Origin of the sequence: Agrobacterium tumefaciens (assembly GCF_017726655.1) — a bacterium.
GTDB lineage: Bacteria > Pseudomonadota > Alphaproteobacteria > Rhizobiales > Rhizobiaceae > Agrobacterium > Agrobacterium tumefaciens_B.
In genome coordinates, this window is record NZ_CP072308.1 from 2,878,472 (window position 1) to 2,905,300 (window position 26,829).

Here is a 26,829-nt window from a genome sequence, read left to right on the forward strand (position 1 = left end):
TGAGATGCAAGGTGTCACGCTTGGTTGTCTTGACAGGGGGGAAGGCGACCATAAAGTTGTGGCTGTCTGCCGCAGCCCTTGCTTCGACGTCATGGCGCATACGGTCGGTCGGACGGCATTGGCCCCTAAAGACAGGCCGAGGGTGATAAGGCATGGGAGGATGAGATTGAATGGAGATTGATTTTAGTGGAGGAGGGGCGACGTGATTGTCGGAGCCGTTCTCAGTGCCATCCTTCTCATTTCTCTCATTGCATTTCCACGGCATCTGAAATCCGTCGTCATCGGCCTTCTGCTGATCTGGACCACAACGGCGGCATTCGTGATTTATGATTGGCAGCGCGGTAGCCAGCGCCTGGAACATATCATTGCCACCGCCAGCTTCGACGCGGCTTGCCCGGACCCGGCACTGCCGATCCGCGTCAGCTTTCGTAACGACAATGCGGTCGCGGTGCAGCGGCTGACCTATACGCTCGAAGGGTTCGAACCTGCCTTCCGCGCCTCGGTTGCCTTTGATCCCTATCAGGTAAGTGAAAGGCGAATAGAGGCGGGCCAGACTTTTTCCGCCTGCCGCTCTTTCCGGCTGCGCAACAATGAGCGGGTAGAGCCGCAACGGCTGGAATGGCGCGTCACCGTTATCTCAGCGGAATTTGGCTGAAGACGTCAGGGCCTGCAGCCATCACGGCATTTTGAAAAATCTCGAGCCGGTCAGTGGGTGTCGTAAAGGCCTTATATCCCAGCGGCTTCAAGTGGCAGTTCGGTGCCCTAACTGCGGCGGGCGGCGGTGTCGTCAGCACCTGCTGACTTGTTTTCGTCCATTTGCAATGCCACTTCCCCTGCATTCGATCGGCTTCGTGGGTTAATGTTTTGCGCCTTGTTCTGAGATTCCTGAAAATCACCGCTGTCTGCGTCGTTGGGCTTCCGGTTCTGGCCGGCGCGCATATGGGCATCGGTCAGCTGACCGGAAATTTTCATGAGGTCATACCGGGGGAACTGTACCGTTCGGCTCAGCCGAGCGGCAAGGACATCGCGGCCTATGCCAAAGCTTACGGGATCAAGACCATCATCAATCTTCGCGATGAAAAGCGCGAGGGATGGTATGAGGCTGAGAGCCGCGCGGCGAAAAACAACGGCATCCGCCTTATCGATTATCCAATGAGTTCGAGCGAAAAGCTTTCGGTCGACGATTCGGAAACGCTTGCAGCCGTGCTGCGAAATGCCGAAAAGCCTGTCCTGATCCATTGCGAACATGGGGCGAACCGAACAGGTCTTGCCTCCGCGATCTATGTGTCTGCCGTGGCCGGCAAGAGCGAGGCCGCCGCCGAATTCCAACTCTCGCCCTATTACGGACACGTGCCTATACCCGGCATCGGGCGCTATGAAATGTATCAGTCCTGGGATGATTTCGAGGAAACGATCGGGTTCTGATGCGCAGCCTCACGCCTCGTGGCGTTATGCCGGCCCTGGGCCGGCATAACCAACGGTTTTGCAGCGCGCCTTAGAAGTCTCCACCGCTGTCGCGGATGACCTTTGTCAGGCTTCCCGCTGCCGGAAAGAGCGGGATGAGGCAGGCCTGGAGCGCGTGGTAGATATCGCCCTTGCCGGGGAATAGCGTGTGAGCGGGCACCAGATTCTCCGTCAGCTCCTCATGCCAGCCACCGTTTTCATGATCGATGAAGCTGTTGGCAATCGTGCTCCAGATGCGGCGGTAACTATCCTCGTAGAAGGGGTCGGCCGGCAGGTTTTCGTTGAGGAAGTGGGCCGCACCCGCCGCCTCGCACATGGGCCACCAGAGTTTCGCCCGCTTGTCGGGAGTATCATTCCAGTCGAGCGTATAAAAGAAGCCGCCCTTGTCCCGGTCCCAGCCAAGCGCCATGGATTGCACGAACAGGGATTTGGCGGCGACAGGCATCCAGTCGTGCCGGCGTTCGCCCAGCACCCAGAGCTGGAGAATAAGGCGGGCCCATTCCAGCCAATGGCCGGGTGTGGAGCCGGAGGGGCGGAACATTTCGTTGCCGCGATAATCCTTGTCGAGGGTCCAGTTTTCGTCGAAATGCTCCGGCACGCGGAAATCCAGTTCGCCGGCGCGGCGGCGGATGACGAGATCGGCGATGCGTTCGGCCTTGTCGAGGTAATTATTGTCGCCGGTCACCTCATAGGCCGCCATCAACGCTTCGGTCAGATGCATGTTGGAGTTCTGGCCACGGTAATTGTCGATGGGCGACCAGTCGCGGTTGAATTCCTCGGCGATAGCGCCGTGCTTCTCCTCCCAGAAACGGGTTTCCAGCACATCGGTGATATCGGCCAGCATCCGGTCGGCGAGCGGGTGGCCGACGGTTTTGGCGGAAGAGGCGGCCAGAAGCACGAAGGCGTGGCCATAACCCTGCTTGGTGGCGTCCACTGGGCCGGCATCGTTCACCTGCCAGAAATAACCGCCATGGTCGCTGTCGCGATGTCTGTTCCAGAGATAGGTCATGCCGTGGTCGACGATATCGCCGCAGCCCGGACGGCCAAGCAGGTAGCCGATGGAGAAGCAGTGGACCATGCGGGCGGAGGCGTGGATGCCGCGCACCGGGTCGTTCGGCTGCAGCGGCGCGCCCTTGGCGTCCAGATCAAAAAAGCCGCCGGCAGGATTGAGGGCCCGGTACTGGAAGAAGTCGAAAAGCCCCTCGGCCTGTTTTACCAGCCACTGGCGGTGCCAGGGCAGTGTATTCCAGTTGCGGCTGTTGTGGTCGTCCTCGGCCATGTCTTCCTCCATGCGATTTGCTGCTTCGGCTTATATCCTTGCCATAGAGGCCTGTCATCTGGCAGCGATATTTCGTAACGTGCCCCATGGGCGCAAAGACATTCCTTTGCCTTGAAGATATATTGACATAAACATATCTTTATGTGACTTGACGATTTGTGGTTTTGCGAAGCGGAAATGGGGAGTGTGCCGGTGTTAGACGATCTTTTCGGCCCTGTAGGGGCAAAGCGCGACGGCGCGGAAATCTTCCAGGCGCTGCGCAAAGCTGCAAGCGAACGCATCCTCATTCTCGACGGCGCCATGGGTACGCAAATCCAGGGGCTCGGTTTTGACGAAGATCATTTTCGCGGTGATCGCTTCATCGGCTGCGCCTGCCACCAGCAGGGCAATAACGATCTTCTGATCCTCACCCAGCCGGACGCCATCGAAGACATCCATTACCGCTACGCCATGGCGGGTGCTGATATTCTGGAAACCAACACGTTTTCGTCCACACGCATTGCGCAGGCCGATTACGAGATGGAAAATGCTGTCTACGATCTCAATCGCGAAGGCGCACAGATCGTGCGCCGCGCCGCCCAGCGCGCGGAGCGGGAAGACGGTCGCCGCCGTTTCGTGGCGGGCGCGATCGGCCCCACCAACCGCACGGCCTCGATTTCCCCTGACGTCAACAATCCCGGTTACCGTGCCGTCAGTTTCGACGACCTGCGCATTGCCTATGGCGAGCAGATCGATGGCCTGATCGACGGTGGTGCCGACATCATCCTCATCGAGACGATTTTCGATACGCTGAACGCCAAGGCGGCGATCTTTGCCTGCGAGGAGCGTTTCGAGGCAAAAGGCATCCGCCTGCCGGTCATGATCTCAGGCACGATCACCGATCTCTCCGGCCGCACGCTGTCCGGCCAGACGCCGTCTGCCTTCTGGAATTCGGTGCGCCACGCCAACCCCTTCACCATCGGCCTGAACTGCGCGCTGGGTGCCGACGCCATGCGTCCGCATCTGCAGGAATTGTCCGATGTCGCCGATACCTTCGTCTGCGCCTATCCCAATGCCGGCCTGCCGAACGAGTTCGGCCAATATGACGAAACGCCTGAGATGATGGCGCGTCAGGTGCAGGGTTTTGCCCGCGACGGCCTCGTCAACATCGTTGGCGGTTGCTGTGGCTCGACGCCAGAGCACATCCGGGCGATCGCCGAAGCTGTCAAGGATTACAAGCCGCGCCCGATCCCCGAGCACAAGCCCTTCATGTCGCTTTCGGGCCTTGAGCCCTTCGTGCTGACCAAGGACATTCCATTCGTCAATGTCGGCGAGCGTACCAACGTCACCGGCTCGGCCAAGTTCCGCAAGCTCATCACCGCCGGTGACTATACGGCGGCGCTGGCCGTTGCCCGCGATCAGGTGGAAAACGGCGCGCAGATCATCGACATCAACATGGATGAAGGCCTGATCGATTCCGAAAAGGCGATGGTTGAGTTCCTGAACCTCATCGCCGCCGAGCCTGATATCGCCCGCGTGCCTGTGATGATCGACTCGTCCAAGTTCGAGATCATCGAGGCCGGTCTGAAATGCGTTCAGGGCAAGTCAATCGTAAACTCGATTTCGCTGAAGGAAGGCGAGGAAAAGTTTCTCCAGCAGGCGCGGCTCGTCCACAATTACGGTGCGGCGGTTGTCGTCATGGCGTTTGACGAGGTCGGGCAGGCGGACACCTATCAGCGGAAGGTGGAAATCTGCGCGCGTGCCTACAAGCTGCTGACCGAAAAAGCCGGCCTGGCGCCCGAGGACATTATCTTCGATCCGAACGTCTTTGCTGTCGCGACCGGTATTGAGGAGCACAATAATTACGGCGTTGATTTCATCGAGGCCACCAAGACCATCCGCGAAACCATGCCGCTTACGCATATTTCCGGTGGCGTTTCCAATCTGTCCTTCTCCTTCCGCGGCAACGAACCGGTGCGTGAGGCGATGCATGCCGTGTTCCTCTACCACGCCATCCAGGTTGGCATGGATATGGGCATCGTCAATGCCGGTCAGCTTGCGGTTTACGACAATATCGATCCGGAGCTGCGCGAGGCCTGCGAGGACGTGGTGCTGAACCGCCGCGATGACGCGACCGAACGCCTGCTGGAGGTCGCGGAGCGTTTCCGTGGCACAGGCGCCAAGGATACCAAAGTTCAAGACCTGTCCTGGCGTGAACTTCCCGTCGAGAAAAGGCTGGAGCACGCGCTGGTCAACGGCATCACCGACTATATCGAGGCCGATACGGAAGAGGCGCGCCAGAAAGCGGAGCGTCCGCTGCACGTCATTGAAGGGCCGCTGATGGCCGGCATGAACGTGGTGGGTGACCTCTTCGGTTCGGGCAAGATGTTCCTGCCGCAGGTGGTGAAATCCGCTCGTGTGATGAAACAGGCGGTCGCCGTTCTGCTTCCCTACATGGAAGAGGAAAAGCGCCTGAATGGTGGCGAAGAGAAGAAGGCCGCCGGCAAGGTGCTGATGGCGACCGTCAAGGGAGACGTGCACGATATCGGCAAGAACATTGTCGGCGTCGTTCTCGCCTGCAACAATTACGAGATCATCGACCTCGGCGTGATGGTGCCCGCGACCAAGATCCTCGAGACCGCCATTGCGGAAAAGGTCGATGTGATCGGCCTCTCCGGCCTCATCACCCCGTCGCTGGACGAGATGGTGCATGTGGCCGCCGAAATGGAACGGCAGGGTTTCGACATTCCGCTGCTGATCGGCGGCGCAACCACCAGCCGTGTGCATACAGCGGTGAAAATCCATCCGCGCTACGAGGCAGGGCAAGCGATCTACGTCACCGATGCCTCGCGCGCCGTGGGTGTCGTTTCCGCGCTTCTCTCCGATGAGCAGAAGCCTGCCTATATCGATGGCATCCGCGCCGAATACGCCAAGGTGGCGGAGGCTCATGCCCGTAACGAGCGTGAGAAGGAGCGCCTGCCGCTTTCCCGCGCCCGGGAGAATGCGCATAAGATCGATTGGTCTAGCTATGAGCCCGTCAAGCCGCAGTTCTTCGGCACCAAGGTGTTCGAGACCTATGACCTCGAGGAGCTTTCGCGTTACATCGACTGGACGCCTTTCTTCCAGACATGGGAGTTAAAGGGCCGTTTCCCGGCGATCCTCGATGACGAGAAGCAGGGCGAGGCGGCGCGGCAGCTTTATGCCGATGCGCAGGCGATGCTTGCGAAGATTATCGAGGAGAAGTGGTTCCGGCCGCGCGCGGTGATCGGCTTCTGGCCGGCCAATGCCGTGGGCGACGATATCAGGCTGTTTACGGACGAAAGCCGTAAAGAAGAACTGGCGACCTTCTTCACGTTGCGCCAGCAGCTTTCCAAGCGGGACGGCCGTCCGAATGTAGCGCTTTCCGATTTCGTCGCCCCTGCCGATAGCGGCGTTGCCGATTATGTCGGCGGCTTCGTGGTGACGGCGGGTATCGAGGAAGTGGCGATTGCCGAGCGTTTCGAGCGCGCGAATGACGACTACTCGTCCATCCTCGTCAAGGCGCTGGCAGACCGTTTCGCCGAGGCTTTTGCCGAGCGCATGCATGAACGGGTGCGCACGGAGTTCTGGGGCTACGCGCCGCAGGAAAACTTCAATGGCGACGAACTGATCTCGGAAGCCTATGCGGGCATTCGCCCCGCGCCCGGCTATCCGGCCCAGCCCGACCACACCGAAAAGAAGACGCTGTTCGCCCTGCTCGACGCCACCAATGCAGCGGGTGTGGAATTGACGGAGAGCTATGCCATGTGGCCGGGTTCTTCCGTGTCGGGCATCTATGTCGGCCATCCCGAAAGCTATTACTTCGGCGTTGCCAAGGTGGAGCGCGACCAGGTTCTGGATTATGCGCGCCGCAAGGATATGCCGGTGGAAGAGGTGGAGCGTTGGCTTGGCCCGGTGCTAAACTATGTGCCGACGAATGCGGCAGAAGAGATCGACAGCGCGGCGTGAGGCTCGACGCATTGCCTCCTCAATAAAAATGCGCGGGGCCTGCCCGCGCTTTTTTTTACGTCAACCTACGAACGCAACGCCGCCAATTCTTCAATGCCGACATGACTTTCGATCTCGCTGCCGCGCAGATAGAGATATACGCCGAGCGCGAAGGCGAGGATGGCGATGAACACCAGATACCAGGCATGCGCCATCGGGTTGATCGCAAGCGCCGTTGTTACACCAATCGGCGTCAGCCCGCCGAAGACCGCGTAGGAGACATTGTAGGCGAAGGAGAGGCCGGAGAAGCGGACCGAGGCCGGGAAGGCGCGGACCATGACATAGGGCACCGCACCCGCCATGCCGACCGAAAGGCCCATGACGCCGTAGAGCAGGAACATGGTCTGAAGCGAGGTTCCGGCATAGCTATAGAAGGTGAAAGTGGCGACGCCGAAGAAGATGCTGGCGCCCATGAAGAAGATGCCCGAGCCGACGCGGTCGATCAGGGCGCCGGCGATGATGACGCCGAAGATCAGGAAGAGCGTGCCGAAACTGGTACCGGCGAGTGCCTGCGTTGGCGTATAGCCGTAGAGCTTTTGCAGGAAGGTGGCGGTCATCAGCGTGGTGACGACGATGGCTGCCGACAGAACCCATGTCAGCAGGGCGGAGATGATCACGCCGCGCATATGATGCTTCAGCACCAGGCCAAGCGGCAGCTTGTCGGTGAGCGACTTGGACTTTTTCATTTCCATGAAGATTGGCGTTTCCTCAAGCCAGCGGCGCAGATAGACCGCGATGAGGCCGAAGACGCCGCCGAGCAGGAAAGGGATGCGCCAGGCGTAACCGGCCACATCTTCCGGTGTGAAGAGCGAGTTGATGGCAAAGGCGATCAGTGAGCCCAGCATGATGCCGAACGAAAGACCGGACGTGAGGAAACCGCAGGCAAGGCCGACGCGGCGGAAAGGCACATGTTCGGCAACGAAGGTCCAGGCGCCCGGTACTTCACCGCCGATGGCCGCACCCTGCAGCATGCGCAGGATGATGAGCAGGATGGGAGCGGCCACGCCGATGGTGGCATAGGTCGGCATCAGCGCCATGCCGAGAGTCGACAGCGCCATCAGGAGGATCGAGAAGGCGAACACGCGCTTTCGGCCATACCGGTCACCATAATGCGCCAGCACAATGCCGCCGAGCGGACGGACCAGATAACCGGCGGCAAAGATGCCGAAAGTCTGGATCATCACCAGCCAGTCCGGCATTTCAGGCGGAAAGAACAGATGTCCGATAACGGTCGCGAAGAATACGAAAATGATGAAGTCGTAAAATTCGAGCGCACCGCCCAGTGCCGAAAGGCCTAGCGTTTTGTAATCCTGGCTGTTGAGTTGCCGGGCTGCTGCCGGGGTGGTGGTGGGAGACATGACGCCGCTTCTCTTCTAAATTATGTATTACTTATGGGAATGCGACATGCGCGCTGCGATTTCAAGCCTTATCGATGCTCAATCGCTCAGGTATTTTGACGGACGGTCGAGGAAACGCCGCAGAAAGCTGATGTTGTCCAGTTCATCGTACAGACGCTCGCTAATTCCATCGTCATCGAAGGAGTAGATCGTCGCTTCGGGAATGGCCAGCAGCACAGGTGAGTGGGTGGCGATGATCAGCTGCGCGCCATGGTCGGCCGCGCTGCGGATCAGTTCGGCCAGTTCAAGTTGCTTCTGCATGGAAAGCGGACTCTCGGGTTCGTCGAGAAAATAGATGCCTGCGCCATGGACCCGGCGGTGGAGGATGTCGAGAAATCCCTCACCGTGCGATCTCGAATCCAGAATATTGTGGCGGACAATCCTGCGAAAAGTTTCCGGGGTTTCTTCGGGGAAGTCTTCGCCTTTTTTCAGAGCTTTCTCGCGTTCCCACCGAAAATCGTCCAGCGCCTCCTCATTCTGGCGGCGAATGTAGCCCAGCACGTCCTCAGCGCGCAGGAACATGCGGATTTTCGGGTATTTCTTGCGGGCGAAATAAAACGCCTTTGCGACCGTTTCGGCGTGCTGGAGGTAAAGATCGCCCGCCACCTGGCCGTGATTACCGATCGCATAGGACGTCATGCCTGCCGCCAACCCCTCCAGCAAGGTGGACTTGCCTGAGCCGTTATTGCCAGCGAACAAGGTGATCGGCGTCTTGAAGTCCAGACGCTCCAGATGCCGCAGCGCCGGAACGGAGAAGGGATAGTCGTTCCTGTCAGTCTGCATTTCCTTCATCGTAACGCTGTCGAGAAACAGCATGTCGCGGTCCTTCATCCAGTTTTCCGATCGCCACACACCGATGCACGATCAAGGAGATGGTGCAAATCGATTGCGCTTCATTGCAGTCTATCGTCGCGCGCCGGCTGCGCCAATGGCTGCTGCGCCAACCGGGGTCGGTTATGACGCTCTGGAATTTTTGATTTTATTTAAATTACTAAAATATAAAATCCTATATTTCATGTATTGTTCGTCGATTTTCTCTAATATAAATAAAATGTAGACTTATATAAACAGTATAAACTCCAAATTAATGGAAAATGTTTAATTGTTATCCATATTTTATATTCGAGAGATGTGAATGATGCATCTTGCACTCTTTTCGGTCGCATTTCTGTTTTTTGCGATATTTGCAAGTGAATCCGAGGCGGGTCGGTTCCGGTTTTCTGTCTTGCCCTCATTTGGCGGCGGCGAGACGATCGATCTTGTTTACGACCTGCCGGACACAGAGCCGTTTCTCCGCAACGGGGAGGCCTATGATCTCGGTTATCTCAATAGCGAAAAGAACAGCGGCTACGTTCTATATCGTGGCGAGTGGTACAGCAAACTCACCGATGCGGATATCGCCAGGTTGAAAGCGAAGCTTGGATTCGATCCGACGACGAAGGACCGCATGGAGCGGGCGGCAAGGGGCAACAACGCATCCTGGACGCTTGCGATCGTGCTCGCCGTCGTCGTCGTCGGCATCTTCGTGCTGGTTCACAAGACGATGCAGATCGTGCGTTGGCTTGGCCGCTTGTCCACAACGTCTTTTGTCAAGGCCAGCAAGGCGCAGGATGAGGAGGAGCCGCTCGCGCCGCTTGAGGCTCGCAGGGCGCGGCTGGCGAAACGAAACCAGAGCGACGCGCCTGCCGAGCCGGTATCGCGCGGTCTGAAGGATCGTGGTCCGGCACCGGAAGAGCCGTTACCGGCCCGGACCGGCACCCCCGCCAGAGCTTTCGGTCGGCGGAACGCGTGAGGCTGGCTTGAGCGCTATTCGAAGCGGTCTATGATACTGATGCCGCTTTCCTGAAACCTGTCCATGGCGGGCAGGGCCGTTGCGGCCTCGCTCAAGGAGATATGGCGGCCGATCAGCTTTTCAGGCGCGAGCCTGCCGCTTTCGATCATGGCCAGCATGTCCTCGTAACGCCATGCCTGCATGCCATGGCTGCCGTAGATTTCGAGCTCATGGGCGATAACGCGCGCCATGGGAATGGCTGGCATGGCATGGTCGGCAAGCATCAGGCCCACCTGCACATGGCGTCCACGCCGGCGCAGGTTGCTGATGGAATTGCAGCAAGTCTGCGGATGGCCAAGCGCGTCGACCGAGACATGCGCGCCGCCACCGGTGATGTCGCGCACGGCCTCGGCGACATCGGCAACGGTGCGGCTATTGATCGTTGCGGTCGCGCCGAGCTGGCGGGCCATGTCGAGCTTGTCGTCGGCGATGTCGATGGCGACGACCTGTGCGCCGAGACCCGCGCCGATCATGATGGCGGAGAGGCCGACGCCGCCGCAGCCGTGAACCGCCAGCCACTCGCCACCCTTCAACCGGCCCTGATCCGTCACCGCCCGGAAAGAGGTGGCAAAACGGCAGCCGAGGCCGGCGGCGGTGGCGTAACTCATTGTCTCCGGGAGGTGAACGAGGTTCTGATCGGCGAAGTCGATGGCGACATATTCAGCGAAAGAACCCCAATGGGTAAATCCAGGCTGGAACTGCGCCTCGCAAACCTGCTGGTTTCCCGACCGGCACTCATGGCAATGCCCGCAGCCCGAAACGAAGGGAACGGTGACTCGGTCGCCGGTCTTGAAGCGGCTGACGTTTTTGCCGACGGCGGCGATGACACCGGCGAACTCGTGTCCGGGCACGTGCGGCAGGCGGATATCGGGGTCGTGGCCCATCCAGCCATGCCAGTCGCTGCGGCAAAGACCGGTTGCCTTGACGGCGATGACAACGCCGTTTTCTGTCGGCTCCGGATCGGGAAGAGAGGCAACGACAGGGGTTTCGCCAAAATGTTCATAGAATAACGCGCGCATAGCAGCCTCATATCTTCATTCGCGATCGATATGAGGCCTGCTTTAACGATTTCCCTCGACAGAGGAAAGCGATTTAATCTTTGATCACCATCAGATCGTTGGCGGCAAATTTCAGCGTTACTTGCTCGCCAACGGCCGGGGGCGCCGTGCCGGGATCGTTGAACATGTCGAAAGACAGGGTCGACCCGCCGAGATCAAGACGGGTACGGATGACGGAGCCAAGGAACTGACTGGAGGTGACGATGCCTGATATCGCGACATCACCCTTGGCGTCCGCGCCAAGCGCGCCGGCTTCCGGCCGCAAGGCCAGCGTGATTTTTTCGCCATTGGCCGCTTCCACCGGTCGCGGCAGGGTGATCTGCTGATCGCCGACGCGTATGACGTTCGCCGCGGCATCCACGACGATCGCGTCGATAAGGTTGAGCGTACCGACGAAGGAGGCGACGAAACGGGTGGCAGGCTTGTTGTAAATATCGAAAGGCGAGCCGATCTGGTCGGCGCGGCCGCCGTTCATGACAACGATGCGGTCGGAAATCGACAGCGCCTCTTCCTGATCGTGGGTCACAAAAATGGTGGTGATGCCGAGCTTCTGCTGGATCTGGCGGATTTCTTCGCGCAGCGACACGCGGATCTTGGCGTCGAGGGCAGAAAGCGGTTCGTCCAGCAGAAGCACTTCCGGTTTCGGTGCGAGCGCGCGGGCAAGCGCCACGCGCTGCTGCTGGCCGCCCGACATCTGGTAGGGGTAACGGTCCGCCAGATGCTCCAGATGGATGAGCTGGAGCATTTCCTTCACGCGGGCTTCGATCTCGGCTTTCGGCCTGCCGGCGACTTTCAGGCCAAAGGCGACGTTTTCAAAGACGTTCATGTTCGGAAACAGGGCGTAGGCCTGGAAAACCATGCCGATGTTGCGCTGGTTCGGTCTGAGCGCCGTCTGGTCCTTGCCATTGATGACGATGGAGCCGCCGGTCGGCGTTTCAAAACCGGCGATCATGCGCAGCACGGTTGTCTTGCCGCAGCCCGATGGTCCAAGGAAAGAGACGAACTCACCCTTCTCGATGGCCATGTTGAAATCATGCACGACCTGCACGGAGCCGAAGGATTTCTTGATGTTGCTAAGTGTCAAAAATCTCATGAAAATCTTGTCCTCAGGCCTTGGGAGGCGCGCCCTTCTGATAACGGGAAACGAGTTGGATGAGACCGAGGCAACCCCAGGTGATGCCAAACGAAATCACGGCAAGTGCTGCCGGTTCATAAGCGCGGTTGGCGCCGAGCAGCTGCATGTAGGGGCCGAAGGCCGGGCGGTTCAAAAGGGCCGCCATGGTGAATTCACCGATGACGATGGCGAAGGTCAGAAATGCGCCCGACAGCACGGCGACCAGGACATTGGGCAGGATGATGCGCGACAGGATGGTGGTCCATCCCGCGCCGAGGCTCTGCGCCGCTTCGGTTAGTGTGGCCACGTCGATGGTTCGAAGACCGGTATCGACGGCGCGGTACATATAGGGCAGGGCAAGCGTGGCGTAACCGAACATCAACAGCAGGTTGGTGCCGAAGCTTGTTCCCGTCAGCGGCAGCCAGCTCGAGGTATTGTAAAGCCTGATATAACCGAAGACGATGACGATGGCGGGGATGACCAACGGCAGAAGCGTGATGAATTCGATATAGGGGCGCAGGCCCGGCAGTTTCAGGCGCACCCAATAGGCGGTTGGCACAACAAGCAGAACACCGAAAACGATGGTGAAAAGCGCCATCACGACGGAATAGCTGAAGGTTTCCTGAAAGCGTGGATCGGTCAGCACCCTTGCATAGGCGTCGAAGGAATATTCGCCGCGCCGCATCTTCAGGGAGAAATTGGTCATGCCGATCAGCGGCAGGGCGAAATAGAGCAGGCCGAAAATCAGCGCGCCCCAGGCGAAGAAACGCTTCATTTCAGCCACCTTTCGCTGCGGGCGCGCAGCCAGATATAAAGTGCGTTGGCGATGCCGGTCACGACGATCATGCCGAAGGCGAGCGCGTAACCGAGATGCGGATTGCCAAGAACGTCGCCGCGGATCTGCGCAAAAAGCAGGATCGGCACGATATTGAGAGAGGAGCCGGTCAGCGCGATAGCGGTCGCGACGGCGCCGAAGGCGTTGGCGAAAAGCAGCGACATGGTTCCGAGCAGCGAGGGCAGCAGGATCGGGAAGGCCACCATGCGCCAATATTGAAAACCGGTCGCGCCGAGAATTTCCGCAGCCTCGCGCCATTCGCGTTTCAGGCCGTCAAGCGCCGGGGTGATGATGAGGATCATCAGCGGAATCTGGAAGAACAGATAGGTGACCGTCAGGCCCCAGAAAGACAGGATGTTGAAGCCAAGGAGCCTCAGGTCAATGCCGACCTGCGTCTTCAGAAAGACTGTCAGCAGACCGACCGGGCCGAGCGTTGCGATGAACGCAAAGGCAAGCGGCACGCCGGCAAATTGCGAGGCGACGCCGGAAAAAGTGAGAAGTGGGCCGCGAATGCGCTGCGGCAGACCGCCGAGCACCACGGCTGCGGCCACGGCAAAGCCGATCAGACAACCGAGTGCGGCAGAGGCGAGACTGATCTTTATCGAGATCCAGTAGGCCGAAAGGATGGAGGCGGTAAAAAGTCCCTGGATGTTTTCCAGCGTGAAAGTGCCGTCTGTCCGCTGAAATGCGCCAATGACGATCTTCATCGTCGGCATGATCAGAAACAGCAGCACAAAAACGGCAAAAGGTACGACGCCTATCCAATGCAGCGGCAGCTTTCTGCCCGCGTCGGATGGTCCGGCGGTGTTGGTTGATGGCATCCTTGTCCCCAAACGCCGTTTTAAAACGGTCTGTCTATGAAGGTCTAGATCATAAAAGAAGCACCCCGGACTTCGAGGGTCCGGGGTGCGTTTTCAACAGTTACTTCACGTTTGCGCCAACGACGCTGTCCCAGCCGCCGGTCACGGCAGCCTTGTTGGCATCAACTTCCTCGAGTGTCGGGAAGATTGCCTTTTCGTAGGCAGCTGCCGGCGGCAGGCTGTCGATGAGTTCCTGCGGAACCTTGCCGGCCTTGACCATCGCGTTGAAGCGGATCGGGTGGCAATAACCCTTCAGCCAGCCAAGCTGGCCGTCGTCCGAATAGAGGTGTTCCATCCACAGCTTTGCAGCGTTCGGATGCGGTGCGTAAGCGGAGATGCCCTGAACGTAGACACCAGCGAGAACGCCCTTCTCGGGAACAACGACTTCTGTCGGCGGGTTGTCGTTCAGCGTCTTCCTCCAGGAAAGCGCGTTATAGTCCCAGGCAACGATGATCGGCGTTGCGCCCTGTGCGAGCGTGCCGGCCTTGCCGATGGTCGGCAGGAAGTTGCCCGCCTTGTTGAGATCGGCGAAGTATTTCAGGCCCGCTTCACCGGCTTCCTTACCGGATTTCGCACCGGTTGCGAGACCGGCGGCGAGAACACCGAGAATCGCCTGGTTGGAGGCGCGCGGGTCACCCGCAAGTGCGACCTGGCCGGAATAGTCAGCCTTCAGAAGGTCTGCCCAGTCCTTCGGCGTTTCCTTGACCAGATCCTTGTTCACGAAGAAGGACATGACGCCGTAATAGTCGCCGTACCAGTAACCTTCGGGATCCTTGACGTTGTCAGGAATTTCGTCCCAGGTGGAAACCTTGTAAGGCTGCAGCAGGCCTTCGGCCTTCATCTGCGGGCCGAAAGCGAGACCCACGTCGATGACGTCAGGCGCCTGCGGACCCTTATTGTCCTTGTTCGCCTTCACTGCTTCCACTTCGTCGGCAGAGCCGGCGTCCGGGTTCAGTTCGTTGACGGTGATCTCCGGGTACTTTGCCTTGAAGGAAGCGATGACGTCGCCATAACCGCACCAGTCGTGCGGCAGCGCGATCGTTGTGAGCATGCCTTCCTTCTTGGCAGCGGCGATCAGTTCGGCGCTCGGTTCAGCGGCAGCAATGGCGGTGGATGCAATGACCAGCGCGGTGGTTGTAGCAAGCAGTCGGCGGCAGTGAGAGATCACTTTTTTCTCCTCTTCGTGTTCTCATATTGCGGACGCTGATACGGAGTCTCGATGAAGCTAATGTGACGGCTGGATTGCAACTTATTTATCCGGATTCCGCCACTTTAAGCCTGTTTTCCGCCATTATCAGGCTTTCTAGCCTGCAATTGCGGGAGTTGTCCGTTCTCGTCCGTTAGACCAGATGTGTTCCCCAGCTTGGTTTTTCCCCTGCTTTATCGTGCTGGTAGCGATAGCAGGTATCCAATCAGCGAGCAGCATCGGCGTCAAGTCGTATGCCGGCTACGCATATTCACGTTCTGTCCGGACGCCGGAAAAGGCGTGTCTGTTCAAACAGGCCCTCCAGTGCGTTCATGCGTTCCTTGGTTTCATCCCATGTCCCGCTCTGCACCGCTTCGATCAGCGCCTCGACGACGAACAGGGTTACGACAGACGAATCCCACGCGGACGGGGCCTCGATCTTCACCCGGAAAATATGCAGTGCATGGCGCGCCACCGGCGATGTCCACTGGTCTGTAAAGAGGATGATCTGCACCCCATTTGCCTTCGCCACCTCGGCAAGCGTGGTCATATCGTGCTCGTAGCGGCGAATGTCGAAGATGACGAGCACGTCACCAGCGCTCATGTTCAGCATATATTGCGGCCAGGCGCTGGAATTGGACGACATCAGAGCCGTCTTCGGCCGGATCACCTGCATGTGGGTGAAGAAATATTCGGCAATCGCACCGGTAATACGACCGCCGACGAAATAGATGCTGCGCTTGCGGTCTGACAAAAGTGCTGCGGCATTGTCGAAGACGGCGGTGTCGAGATCACCAAGCGTATCGCGCAGATTGCCGGTAATGGCGTCGGCGAAGCGGTTGAGAATGTGCAGGCCGGGCGCATTGGTTGCCCAGCGGTCATGTTTGGCGACGGGGCCGGAGATCGTCGCTTCCAGTTCCTGATGTAAGTGCGCCTGAAACTCGGGGTAGCCCCTGTAGCCCAGCTTTTGAACCATGCGCGCCACTGTCGGCGTGGAAACGCCTGCATTTTCAGCGATGGTGGTGATGCTGCCGAGACCGGACATGGGATAGTTGCCGAGCAGGCTCTCCGCCAACCGTTTTTCCGAACGGGTCAACGCGTCGTAATGGGCATGAATGACATCCGAGACGGTCGCCGTCGTGCTGCGCAAACTTTTCCCCTTCCGGTCTTCTGCCGGTGTGATTGCTAAAATAAACATCTGTGCGCGCTGCCGAGTCAATGGGAAAAATGAAGAGAAAATTTCAAAATTCCATTTGACACTGGCTGCAATGTGAAGAATTCTTTTCGGCGTTAACGGAACGCGGGGGTTCCGGGTGGGGTGCGTGCATGTCGCTGCGGTCACGGTTTTTCACAGAAGCGGAAGGGCAGGCCGTCGGCGTCGAGAACGCTGAGGGCAAAGGTGATATCCTTCTCGTCTGCGAGCATGCCTCTGCCGCCATTCCACAGAAATACGGCACGTTAGGTCTTTCGCCCGATGTGCTTTCCAGCCATGCCGCATGGGATCCCGGTGCTCTTGCCGTTGCCCGGCTGCTATCGCAGAAATTCGATGCGACGCTGGTTTATCAACGCTTTTCGCGTCTCGTCTATGATTGCAACCGCCCGCCCGAATCGCCTTCCGCCATGCCGGTGAAGAGCGAGATTTACGATATTCCCGGCAATTTCGATCTCGATGAAGCGGAGCGTTTTGCCCGCACCTCGGCGCTTTACGTGCCGTTTCATGATCAGGTGAGCGAGATCATCGCCTCGCGGCAGGCTGCCGGCCGCAAGGTGGTGGTGGTGACGATCCATAGTTTCACGCCGGTTTATCATGGTCAGTTCCGCGAGGTGGAGATCGGCATCCTGCACGATAGCGACAGCCGGCTTGCGGACGCGATGCTGGCCGGTTCCGAGGGGGCATCGCTCACCGTCAATCGCAACGATCCATACGGACCGGAAGACGGTGTGACCCACACGCTGCGGCTGCATGCGCTGCCTAACGGGCTTTTGAACGTCATGATCGAAATCCGCAACGATCTTATCACTGATGGGGGAGAGCAGGCGGAGATCGCCGCTTTTCTTTACGAGCTTATGGGGAAAGCACTCGCATCGATAGACGAGTGAGGGAGCAGGGGCGGCCGACGGTGAACACATCGGGGCCTGCCATCAAAAGGAGACTGCCGCCATCCGATCAATCCGGTCAAAGAAGCCGGGAAAAGAAGCGGCACGGGAACAGCAGATGCGTGCGGCGCGATCCGGGAATTCCCTGACGGCGTCGAAGACTGGGGCACAATCGGCCAATCCTGGCTGACTGGCTTGTTTTTTTCTTATCAGGAGAGAAGGGCATGGACAGTTCATCATCAGGCGTCAGCTACAAGAAGGCTGATGCATCCTATTTCGAAAAACGCGGACTATCCCGTTATGCGGGCGTTTGGTCGCTCTGGGCGCTTGGCGTCGGAGCGGTCATCTCAGGGCATTTTTCTGGATGGAATTTTGGCTTTTCCACCGGCGGCTGGGGCGGCATGCTGGTGGCGGGCATCATCATCGCCGTCATGTATATCGGGCTGACATTTTCGATCGCTGAAATGAGCCCGGCGCTGCCGCATACGGGTGCAGCCTATTCCTTCGCCCGCACGGCCATGGGGCCATGGGGCGGCTTCATTACCGGACTTTGCGAGAATGTCGAATATGTGCTGACGCCGGCGGTCATCGTCACGTTCATCACGGCTTATATGAACTCCATTCTGGGGCTCGATCCTGCCTATTCACCCTTTGTGTGGATAGGTTTCTATGTGATCTTCCTTGCTCTCAACGTTTTCGGGCTGGAGCTTTCCTTCAAGGTGACGCTGGTCATCACGCTGATTTCGCTCGGCGTTCTGGTGTTCTTCTGGATCAGCGCCATTCCGAACATGGATTTCTCCCGATATGCGCTGAACATCGGCGTCGGCCCGGATGGCAAGGCGGTGGAGTTGCCGGAGGGCGGCGGATCCTTCTTCCCCTTCGGTTTTTCGGGCGTTCTCGCCACGCTGCCCTTTGCGGTCTGGCTGTTCCTCGCCATCGAACAATTGCCGCTGGCGGCCGAGGAATCCGTCGATCCGAAGCGCGATATGCCGAAGGGCATCATCCTCGGCGTGATTACTCTGATGGTTTCGGCCTTCATGATCGTGCTGCTCAATCCGTCCCTGCCGGGCGTCGGCGCCTTCCATCTCAGCTCCTCGCTTGAGCCGCTGCTGGATGGCTTCAAGGCGATTTACGGCGATGGCGGCGTGGTGCTGCTTGGCATCGTCGCGCTCACCGGCCTGATCGCGAGCTTCCATACGATCCTTTATGCGCAGGGCCGGCAGATCTATTCGCTATCGCGGGCCGGGTACTTCCCGACCGTGCTTTCCATCACCCACTCGAAATACCGCACTCCCTTCGTGGCCAATATCGCCGGCGCTCTCGTTGGTCTTGCAGTCATGCTGGTCATCTGGTTCGCACTGGGCGCGGAACAGGGCGGCAGCATCATCGGCAGCGTGCTTCTGAACATGGCCGTGTTTGGCGCGATGTTCTCCTATATCCTGCAGGCGATTTCCTTCATCCTGCTCCGGAAAAACCTGCCGCATATAGAGCGGCCGTTCCGCTCGCCCTTCGGCATTCCGGGTGCGGTGCTGACTGTTATCATCGCCATCGTTACACTGCTTTACCAGATCCAGGATCCGAACTTCAGCAAGGGCGTGCTGTGGGTAGCGGTCTGGTTTGCCGTGGCGATCGCCTATTTCGCCTTCATCGGGCGCCATCGCCTCATCCTGTCGCCGGAAGAGGAATTCGCGCTGGAGCATAAGCAGGCGGCTATGGCCGCGGCAGCTGCAAAAGCCTGATGCTCACAAACACGGGCGGCCGGATCCCGGCCGCCCGGTCACGACAATAAAGGGAACGGACAATATGACGAGCTACACATTCGACGCGCTTAAGATGGATGTCGCCGAGGGCCGCATCGACACGGTTCTGGCCTGCCTTGTGGACATGCAGGGGCGTCTGATGGGCAAGCGGTTCCAGGCCGAATTCTTCGTCGAAAGTGCCTATGAGGAAACCCATAGCTGCAACTACGTGCTTGCCACCGACATGGAGATGGAAACCGTTCCTGGGTACAAGTCCTCCAGCTGGGAAAAGGGTTACGGCGATTATGTGCTGAAGCCGGACCTTTCGACGCTGCGGCGTGTGCCGTGGCTGGAAGGCACGGCGCTGGTGCTCTGCGACGTGCTCGATCATCACACACACGAGGAGGTGCCGCATTCCCCGCGCGCGATGCTCAAGAAGCAGGTGGCGCGGCTGGAGGCCATGGGACTGAAAGCTTTTATGGCGACCGAGCTGGAGTTCTTCCTGTTCGACCAGACCTTCGATGCGGCGCGCGCCAATGGTTACAAGGGTCTGAACCTTGCTAGCGGCTATAATGAGGACTACCATATCTTCCAGACGACCAAGGAAGAGGACGTCATGCGCACGCTGCGCAAGGGCTTGCAGGGCGCCGGCATTCCCGTTGAAAATTCCAAGGGCGAGGCGTCTCCCGGTCAGGCGGAAATCAACGTGCGTTATGCCGAGGCGCTGACCATGGCCGACCGGCACGCCATCATCAAGAATGCCACCAAAGAGATCGCCTGGTCGAAGGGTAAGGCGGTGACGTTCCTCGCCAAGTGGAACTACAATGCCGCCGGCAGTTCTTCCCACATCCACCAGTCGCTGTGGAGCCTCGACGGCAAGACCCCGGCGTTTCTGGACAAGAACGCCGAGCATGGCATGTCGCAGCTGATGCGGCATTATGTTGCCGGGCTTCTGGCCCATGCCAGCGAGATCACCTATTTTCTGGCACCCTACATCAATTCCTACAAGCGGTTCATGGCCGGCACGTTTGCGCCGACCAAGGCGATCTGGAGCCTCGACAACCGCACGGCGGGATATCGTCTGTGCGGGGAGGGCACAAAGGGCATCCGCATCGAGTGCCGTGTCGGTGGCTCCGATCTCAATCCCTATCTCGCCATGGCCGCCCTTCTTGCGGCGGGCATTGACGGCATCGAAAATAAACTCGAACTTGAGCCCGCTTTTGTCGGTGACGCCTATGGCGGCAAGGACGTGCGCGAGATACCCAAGACATTGCGTGACGCCACCGCCTTTTTGGACGGATCGACAATGTTGCGCGACGCATTCGGCGACGATGTGATCGATCATTACGTCCATGCCGGACGGTGGGAACAGGAAGAATACGACCGCCGCGTGACCGACTGGGAAGTGGCGCGCGGTTTCGAACGAGCGTGAGATCATGGCGTTGTTGAAATCTCAATTTTAGAGGATATTGTTGCTATTACCTCAATGGAGGCGCGACAATGATTAATGATCGGATTGATAAGGCGTGGTTTTCGCAACAGTTAAAGAAAAGGGGCGGGAGTCAAGCTGACTTGGCTCGCTTCCTGAGGCTGGACCGAAGCGCGGTGACACGCATGTTAAATGGGGAACGGAATATGAGCGTGGAGGAGCAAGACCGGATTGCCGAATATCTCGACGTTCCCGTCGGCGACGTCGCTCTTCATCGTCGGGGTGGTGCCGCCGGTTTTTCCGAAAACAGCCAGGCGACCTATGCCGGGCCTGCTTCGTCCCGAGGACAAGGTCGCGACGTGCGTAACGTCGGTGCGGCGGAACGTCGACATCCGATTTTCGGTTGTATGAAAGGCACTATTACTGTCATGCCAGATGTGGACCTCACCGAACCCGTAGATTTTGAATGGGGAGAAAAGCTCTACAATGAGTGACGGCATCCTTCTCGATACATGTGCGGTGATCTGGATGTCACAGGGTGAGCCTGTTTCGGACGAGGCGGTCAATGTCTTGAACCAGTCCTATCAGGCGGGCAATCCTGTTTGCGTCTCTGCCGTCACCGCATGGGAGATGGGTATGCTGGTTGCGAAGGGACGCCTCAGTGAGACCAAAAGTCCCCAGCGTTGGTACGACGATTTTAAAAGGGAGGCCGAAGTCATCGAGCAGCCGGTGACTGCGGATATTTTTATCGCATCCTGTTTTCTTCCTCAGCTTGCTCATAAAGACCCGATCGATCGTATTTTGATTACGACGGCGCGAGAACACGACCTCACCATCATCACACGCGACCGCGTCATCCTGGCCTATGGCGAAGCCGGCCACGTGAAGACTTTAGCCTGTTAGAACCGGAGTTACTTGGCATGACCATGATCCAGAATATCTCGCCCATCGACGGCTCGGTTTATGCCGAGCGGGAGGCGATGTCGCTGGAGGCGGCGCGGGCCGCCGTTTCGAAGGCGCGCAAGGCGCAGAAGGACTGGGCGCGTCGTCCGCTCGAGGACCGCGTTCAGCTGGTTCTGAAGGGCGTCGCACGCCTCAATGAAATGGTGGATGAGGTCGTGCCGGAACTCGCCCACATGATGGGCCGTCCGGTGCGTTATGGCGGTGAGTTCAAGGGTTTCAACGAGCGCTCCAACTATGTCGCCTCCATTGCCGCCGATGCGCTGGCGCCGCTCGTCATCGAGGAAAGCGGCAATTTCGAACGTCGCATCGAGCGTGAGGCGCATGGCGTCGTCTTCGTTATCGCGCCGTGGAACTATCCTTACATGACGGCGATCAACACCGTCGCGCCCGCCTTGATGGCCGGCAACACAGTCGTCATCAAGCATGCGGCGCAGACGCTGCTGGTGGGTGAGCGCATGGTGCGGGCTTTCGTCGAAGCCGGTGTGCCTGACGATGTCTTTATCAATGTCTTCCTCGACCACGGCACGACGTCGGCACTGATTTCCGAGGGCCTTTTCAACTTCGTCAACTTCACCGGTTCGGTGGAAGGCGGACGTGCCATCGAGCGCGCCGCGGCCGGCACCTTCACTGGCCTCGGGCTCGAACTCGGCGGCAAGGACCCCGGCTACGTGATGGAGGATGCCGATCTGGACGCCGCCGTCGATACGCTGATGGATGGTGCGACCTATAATTCGGGGCAATGCTGCTGCGGCATCGAGCGTATTTACGTCAACGAAAACCTCTATGACGCCTTCGTCGAGAAGTCCGTGGCGTGGGTTTCCAATTACAAGCTCGGCAATCCGCTGGAACAGGAGACCACGCTTGGGCCGATGGCCAACAAGCGTTTCGCAAAAGTCGTTCGCGCGCAGATTGCCGATGCCGTCGCGAAGGGGGCCAAAGCACTGGTCGATCCAAAGCTGTTTCCCGCCGATGATGGCGAGAGCGCCTATGTCGCGCCGCAAGTCCTCGTCAATGTCGATCATTCCATGGAATTCATGACCGAGGAGACCTTCGGCCCGGCTGTCGGCATCATGAAGGTGAAGAACGATGACGAAGCCATCGCGCTGATGAACGACAGCAAATACGGCCTGACCGCTTCGCTGTGGACGCAGGATGCCGCCCGCGCCGGGCGCATCGGCCGCGAGATCGAAACCGGTACCGTGTTCATGAACCGCGCTGATTATCTCGACCCGGCGCTTTGCTGGACCGGTGTGAAGGAAACGGGCCGTGGCGGTTCGCTCTCTGTCCTCGGTTTCCAGAACCTGACCCGCCCGAAATCCTACCATCTGAAGAAAGTCACGAAATGAATATCGTCGCCAACTGGAGTTATCCCACCGCCGTCAAGCTTGGCCGTGGCCGGATCAAGGAACTGGCGGAAGCCTGCAAGACGCTCGGCATCAAAAAGCCGCTTCTCGTTACGGATCGCGGCCTTGCCAATATGGCGATTACCGCGCATGCGCTCGATGTGCTGGAGGAGGCGGGTCTCGGCCGGGCGATCTTCGCCGAGGTCGATCCGAACCCCAACGAAATCAACATGGAAGCGGGTGTGAAGGTCTATCGCGATGGCGGCCATGATGGCGTCGTGGCATTCGGCGGCGGCTCGGGGCTCGATCTCGGCAAGACCATTGCCTTCATGGCCGGGCAAACGCGCCCGGTCTGGGATTTCGAAGATATCGGCGACTGGTGGACCCGCGCGGACGCTTCCAAGATCGCGCCTATCGTTGCCGTTCCGACGACGGCCGGCACCGGTTCGGAAGTTGGCCGCGCCAGCGTCATCACCAATTCGCAGACGCATGTGAAGAAGATCATCTTCCATCCGAAGCTTCTGCCAGGCGTCGTCATCTGCGATCCCGAACTGACGGTGGGCATGCCGAAGGTCATCACGGCCGGCACGGGCATGGACGCCTTTGCACATTGCCTCGAAGCCTATTCGTCGCCGTTCTTCCACCCGATGAGCGCCGGCGTGGCGCTGGAGGGTTTGCGGCTCGTCAAGGAATTCCTGCCGCGGGCCTATAAGGACGGCACGGATATCGAGGCGCGCACCAACATGATGGCTGCGGCGGCCATGGGGGCGGTTGCCTTCCAGAAGGGGCTTGGCGCCATCCACTCGCTCTCGCATCCGATCGGCGCTGTCTACAACACCCATCACGGCATGACAAATGCCGTCGTCATGCCGGCAGTGCTGCGCTTCAACCGTCCGGCAATCGAGGACAAGATTGCCCGCGCCGCTGCCTATCTTGGCATTTCCGGCGGTTTCGACGGCTTTTATGACTATGTGCTGAAGCTTCGCAAGGAACTCGGCGTGCCGGAGAATCTCACCGCCATGGGCATCAAGCCGGATCGCATCGACGAACTGGCGGCGGAAGCGATCAAAGACCCCAGCTGCGGTGGCAATCCGGTGCCGATGACGCTGGAAAATACCAAGGCGCTTTTTGAGGCTTGCTTTTAAAGGGCATCTTTTATTCGTCAGGCTTGTTTGAGATCGAGGGCGTGCTGCTGGTTTCTTCTCCCGACGGGGAGAAGAAACCAGCGGCAACGTCGCGCCGGAACGAGCTAGGATACGATCTCCAGCCCATGAAGCCCACGATGAGCCCATCGCCGGCGTTTCTCATAGCGCTTCGTCCCGGCGTTAGCGTTTTATTAACCCTGTTCGTTAAGATTGTAGAAAGCACCATGAAGTGCGTCGGTGCGAGAATGAGCATGAAACGGCTCTGACGAACAGGGGGTATCATGTCAGTCATCACTTTCGCCAATACCAAGGGCGGCGCGGGGAAAACCACGGCCGTGCTGCTTCTGGCAACCGAATTGGCCCGTAGCGGCCATCGCGTGACGGTCCTCGATGCCGATCCGCAATTGTGGATTTCCCGCTGGCACGAACTCTCGGGCGAGATCGAAAATCTCTCGGTGATTTCGCATGTGACGATGGCCTCGCTTGAGGGACACATTCGCGAGAACCGGGCCAACACTGACTGCTTCATCATCGATCTTCCGGGCGCAAAGACGCCCCTTCTGACCATGGCGCTCGGAATTTCCGATCATGTTCTGATCCCGGTTCAGGGCTCAGCCATGGATGCGCGCGGTGCTGCCGAAGTTCTTGATCACATCGAATTCCTGAACCGCAAGATGGGCAAGGAGATCGCCCATTCCATCGTGCTAACGCGGGTCAATGCCATGGTCGCGACGCGTTCGCTGTTGCTCGTGAAGATGCTGCTTTCGGAAAAGAACGTGTCGATGCTGAACACGGCGATTGTCGAGCGGGCGGCTTATCGCGATATTTTCGACCATGGCGGAACGCTTCTCTGTCTGGATGGCAAGAAGGTCAGCAATATCGACAAGGCGGTCGAAAACGCGGCGGCTTTCGCCGAGGAAATCATCAACCTCCTGCCGAAAAGACTTCCGAGGCGCGTTGCTCATCTGGCGCGTTTGGTGACACGCAGGGCTGCCTGATCCATCATTTCTATCCCAGCTGGTTGCAGGCAAATTGCGACTTAGGATGAAATTGGCTTCCCACAAAATGCGTAGCAGGGCGCCGTTACGAGGCGCTTCCTAATGGCTCTTCGTGGGGCGAAAATTTTCGCTTGATTTGGAAACGATCGTTTCCTATATTCCGTTCATGAGCAATTTGAGCCACTCCAATTCTCCGGAACAACGCCATCGCGGCCGCCCGCGCGAGTTCGATCTCGATCGCGCGCTGGACGGTGCGGTCAAGGTGTTCTCGCGGCGCGGTTTCCACGCTACTTCGGTCGGTGATCTCACCGATGCGATGGAACTGGCGCAGGGCAGTCTCTACAAGGCTTTCAAGGATAAGAAAGCCATATTCATCGCGACGATGGAGCGCTACAGGATCATACAGACCGAGCGCTTCGAGGCGGCGGTGGCCGGTTTCGATACCGGCTATGAGCGCCTTAAGGCGGGCCTGATGTTTTATGCCGAACGTTCTCACGGCGGGGTCGGCTCGGATGGATGTCTCGTGGTTGGTGCCGCCGCCGACTTGGCTGCGCTGGATGAAGACATTGCCGTCGTGGTCGAGCGGGCAGTGAAGATGAGGGAGCGGATTGTTGCCCGGATTATCGCGGAAGGGCAGAAGGATGGTTCCGTGGCCTCGAAAGCCGATCCCGATGATCTTGCTCGGGCGATGCTGTGCATGATGTACGGCATGCGCGTGGTTGGAAAAACCGGGCGTAGCCTCAAAGACATGGTGGCAGTGGTGGATCTCGCCATGAAGCTTTCCGATTAATTTAGTGACTATTTAGGAAACGATTGTTTCCATATTGGAGAAAATGATGACAACGCGTGTGATTGATGGGGATGATGTCGAGACGACATCGATTTCCCCGGCCTTGACCTTCCTGCTTGCAACAGCCTGCGGATTGATCGCGGCCAATCTCTATTATGGCCAGCCGCTTGCCGGCATTATCGGCGCGGAGCTTGGCCTGTCTGCCGGCGCGACCGGGCTGATCGTCACCCTGACGCAGATCGGCTACGGTGTCGGCCTCCTGTTCGTCGTGCCGCTCGGTGACCTCATCGAAAACCGCAAGCTTGTGGTCAGTTCCGTCTCGATGGCCGTGCTATCGCTCGTTGCTGCAGCGTTTGCCCCGCACGCCGCGCCGTTTTTGATTGCCGCCTTTCTTGTCGGTGTCAGTTCGGTGGCGGTACAGGTCATCGTCCCCTATGCCGCACACATGGCGCCGCACGCCGTTCGCGGGCGCGTCGTCGGTAACGTCATGAGCGGCCTGATGGCCGGCATCATGCTGGCGCGGCCGGTTTCCAGCCTCTTGTCGGAAGTCGTTTCCTGGCGTGGGGTCTTCCTCACCTCTGCCGCCGTCATGGCCCTTCTCGCTGTCGTCCTCTTCCGGCTGCTGCCGGTTCGTGTGCCCGAAGCGAGACTGGGATATGGCGCCCTGATGGCATCCATGGGCCGGCTGGCGCTCCACACGCCGCTCCTGCGCCGGCGGGCGATCTACCATGCCTTCATGTTTGCGGCCTTCAGCCTGTTCTGGACGACCACGCCCCTTTATCTGAGCGGTCCGCATTTCAATCTGAGTCAGGGTGAGATCGCGCTGTTTGCCTTGGCGGGTGCTGCGGGCACCGTGGCCGCTCCGATCGCCGGGCGGATGGCGGATCGTGGCTGGACGCGGGCAGCCACGCTGTTTGCACTGCTGGCAGTCGCACTTTCTTTCGCCATCACGCATCTGGCTCCGGAAGGTTCACATCTGGCGCTTGGCATTCTGGTCGTCGCAGCCATCGTTCTGGACTTCGGCGTCACCACCAACCTAGTCCTCGGCCAGCGGGCGATCTTCACGCTCGGAGCGGAATTCCGCAGCCGCCTGAACGGCATCTATATGGCGACGTTCTTCATGGGTGGGGCGATTGGCTCGGCAGTGGGAGGATGGGCCTATGCCGCTGGTGGATGGCAAGCCGCGTCATGGCTGGGGTTTGCGCTCCCGGTTGCAGCGCTGCTCTATTTCCTGACGGAAAAGCAAGACTGAGATGCCACACATACAAGAAAGCCCGGCGGACCAAACCGCCGGGC

23 protein-coding genes are annotated in these 26,829 nt (G+C 59.0%); 14 read left to right on the forward strand and 9 right to left on the reverse strand.

Features of this window, described 5'->3' with window-relative positions; translation table 11 throughout:
- Positions 1-202: 202 nt before the first annotated feature.
- Together AT6N2_RS14040 and AT6N2_RS14045 are read left to right on the forward strand one after the other, a co-directional pair.
- Positions 203-655, forward strand: coding sequence for a hypothetical protein (locus AT6N2_RS14040; RefSeq protein ID WP_063950628.1), 453 nt, complete (start codon positions 203-205; stop codon positions 653-655).
- A gap of 209 nt (positions 656-864) precedes the next feature.
- Entirely contained in the window at positions 865-1,425 is a 561-nt protein-coding gene (locus AT6N2_RS14045) for a dual specificity protein phosphatase family protein (RefSeq protein WP_063950626.1), read from the forward strand.
- A 70-nt stretch (positions 1,426-1,495) separates the two neighbouring features.
- On the opposite strand, the gene AT6N2_RS14050 is transcribed toward AT6N2_RS14045, so the two are convergent.
- Complete coding sequence (locus tag AT6N2_RS14050) at positions 1,496-2,755, reverse strand: AGE family epimerase/isomerase (RefSeq protein ID WP_209087511.1); 1,260 nt, start codon at positions 2,753-2,755, stop codon at positions 1,496-1,498.
- 180 nt (positions 2,756-2,935) lie between these two features.
- Between AT6N2_RS14050 and metH the strand changes: the two genes are divergently transcribed.
- Entirely contained in the window at positions 2,936-6,709 is a 3,774-nt protein-coding gene (gene metH, locus AT6N2_RS14055; protein WP_209087513.1) for a methionine synthase, read from the forward strand.
- Between the two features lie 65 nt (positions 6,710-6,774).
- Here the strand turns inward: metH and AT6N2_RS14060 are convergent, their stop codons facing one another.
- Together AT6N2_RS14060 and AT6N2_RS14065 are read right to left on the reverse strand one after the other, a co-directional pair.
- Positions 6,775-8,106: an MFS transporter gene (locus tag AT6N2_RS14060; protein WP_063950624.1), complete on the reverse strand. Its 1,332-nt coding sequence runs from the start codon at positions 8,104-8,106 to the stop codon at positions 6,775-6,777.
- 78 nt (positions 8,107-8,184) lie between these two features.
- Complete coding sequence (locus AT6N2_RS14065; protein ID WP_209089728.1) at positions 8,185-8,961, reverse strand: AAA family ATPase; 777 nt, start codon at positions 8,959-8,961, stop codon at positions 8,185-8,187.
- A gap of 319 nt (positions 8,962-9,280) precedes the next feature.
- On the opposite strand from AT6N2_RS14065, the gene AT6N2_RS14070 reads away from it, so the two are divergent.
- Positions 9,281-9,937 (forward strand): hypothetical protein, encoded by a 657-nt coding sequence (locus AT6N2_RS14070; protein ID WP_209087515.1) that lies wholly within the window; start codon positions 9,281-9,283, stop codon positions 9,935-9,937.
- Positions 9,938-9,951: 14 nt separating this feature from the next.
- On the opposite strand, the gene AT6N2_RS14075 is transcribed toward AT6N2_RS14070, so the two are convergent.
- From AT6N2_RS14075 to AT6N2_RS14100, 6 genes are all read right to left on the reverse strand, one after another.
- Positions 9,952-10,995, reverse strand: coding sequence for a zinc-dependent alcohol dehydrogenase family protein (locus AT6N2_RS14075; RefSeq protein ID WP_209087517.1), 1,044 nt, complete (start codon positions 10,993-10,995; stop codon positions 9,952-9,954).
- A 73-nt stretch (positions 10,996-11,068) separates the two neighbouring features.
- Positions 11,069-12,127, reverse strand: a complete 1,059-nt coding sequence (locus AT6N2_RS14080) for an ABC transporter ATP-binding protein (protein ID WP_209087519.1) — start codon at positions 12,125-12,127, stop codon at positions 11,069-11,071.
- A gap of 13 nt (positions 12,128-12,140) precedes the next feature.
- Positions 12,141-12,923, reverse strand: coding sequence for an ABC transporter permease (locus AT6N2_RS14085; protein ID WP_063950620.1), 783 nt, complete (start codon positions 12,921-12,923; stop codon positions 12,141-12,143).
- A complete protein-coding gene (locus AT6N2_RS14090; RefSeq protein ID WP_063950619.1) occupies positions 12,920-13,804 on the reverse strand; it encodes an ABC transporter permease in 885 nt (294 codons plus the stop codon). The genes AT6N2_RS14085 and AT6N2_RS14090 overlap by 4 nt, the downstream gene beginning before the upstream one ends.
- A 100-nt stretch (positions 13,805-13,904) precedes the next feature.
- Positions 13,905-15,011, reverse strand: a complete 1,107-nt coding sequence (locus AT6N2_RS14095; protein ID WP_209087521.1) for an ABC transporter substrate-binding protein — start codon at positions 15,009-15,011, stop codon at positions 13,905-13,907.
- Between the two features lie 289 nt (positions 15,012-15,300).
- On the reverse strand, positions 15,301-16,179 hold the full coding sequence (locus tag AT6N2_RS14100; protein ID WP_063950617.1) for a MurR/RpiR family transcriptional regulator: 879 nt from the start codon (positions 16,177-16,179) through the stop codon (positions 15,301-15,303).
- Positions 16,180-16,355: 176 nt separating this feature from the next.
- Between AT6N2_RS14100 and AT6N2_RS14105 the strand changes: the two genes are divergently transcribed.
- The 10 genes from AT6N2_RS14105 (at position 16,356) to AT6N2_RS14150 (ending at position 26,785) form a co-directional block, all read left to right on the forward strand.
- Complete coding sequence (locus AT6N2_RS14105; RefSeq protein WP_209087523.1) at positions 16,356-17,129, forward strand: N-formylglutamate amidohydrolase; 774 nt, start codon at positions 16,356-16,358, stop codon at positions 17,127-17,129.
- Positions 17,130-17,350: 221 nt separating this feature from the next.
- The gene (locus AT6N2_RS14110; protein ID WP_063950615.1) at positions 17,351-18,865 is read left to right on the forward strand and encodes an amino acid permease; all 1,515 of its coding nucleotides are present in this window, start codon (positions 17,351-17,353) and stop codon (positions 18,863-18,865) included.
- 64 nt (positions 18,866-18,929) lie between these two features.
- Positions 18,930-20,297, forward strand: a complete 1,368-nt coding sequence (locus AT6N2_RS14115; RefSeq protein WP_209087525.1) for a glutamine synthetase family protein — start codon at positions 18,930-18,932, stop codon at positions 20,295-20,297.
- Positions 20,298-20,365: 68 nt separating this feature from the next.
- Positions 20,366-20,788 carry a helix-turn-helix domain-containing protein gene (locus tag AT6N2_RS14120; protein WP_209087527.1) on the forward strand — a complete coding sequence of 141 codons (423 nt, stop codon included), beginning with the start codon at positions 20,366-20,368 and terminating at the stop codon, positions 20,786-20,788.
- Positions 20,781-21,197 carry a type II toxin-antitoxin system VapC family toxin gene (locus AT6N2_RS14125; RefSeq protein WP_209087529.1) on the forward strand — a complete coding sequence of 139 codons (417 nt, stop codon included), beginning with the start codon at positions 20,781-20,783 and terminating at the stop codon, positions 21,195-21,197. The genes AT6N2_RS14120 and AT6N2_RS14125 overlap by 8 nt, the downstream gene beginning before the upstream one ends.
- Positions 21,198-21,214: 17 nt before the next feature.
- Entirely contained in the window at positions 21,215-22,603 is a 1,389-nt protein-coding gene (locus tag AT6N2_RS14130) for an aldehyde dehydrogenase family protein (RefSeq protein WP_209087531.1), read from the forward strand.
- Entirely contained in the window at positions 22,600-23,745 is a 1,146-nt protein-coding gene (locus tag AT6N2_RS14135; RefSeq protein WP_063950610.1) for an iron-containing alcohol dehydrogenase, read from the forward strand. The genes AT6N2_RS14130 and AT6N2_RS14135 overlap by 4 nt, the downstream gene beginning before the upstream one ends.
- Before the next feature lie 281 nt (positions 23,746-24,026).
- Positions 24,027-24,743: a ParA family protein gene (locus tag AT6N2_RS14140; protein WP_209087533.1), complete on the forward strand. Its 717-nt coding sequence runs from the start codon at positions 24,027-24,029 to the stop codon at positions 24,741-24,743.
- 166 nt (positions 24,744-24,909) lie between these two features.
- A complete protein-coding gene (locus AT6N2_RS14145; RefSeq protein WP_209087535.1) occupies positions 24,910-25,533 on the forward strand; it encodes a TetR/AcrR family transcriptional regulator in 624 nt (207 codons plus the stop codon).
- Between the two features lie 46 nt (positions 25,534-25,579).
- Positions 25,580-26,785, forward strand: coding sequence for an MFS transporter (locus AT6N2_RS14150; RefSeq protein ID WP_209089730.1), 1,206 nt, complete (start codon positions 25,580-25,582; stop codon positions 26,783-26,785).
- Positions 26,786-26,829: the final 44 nt, after the last annotated feature.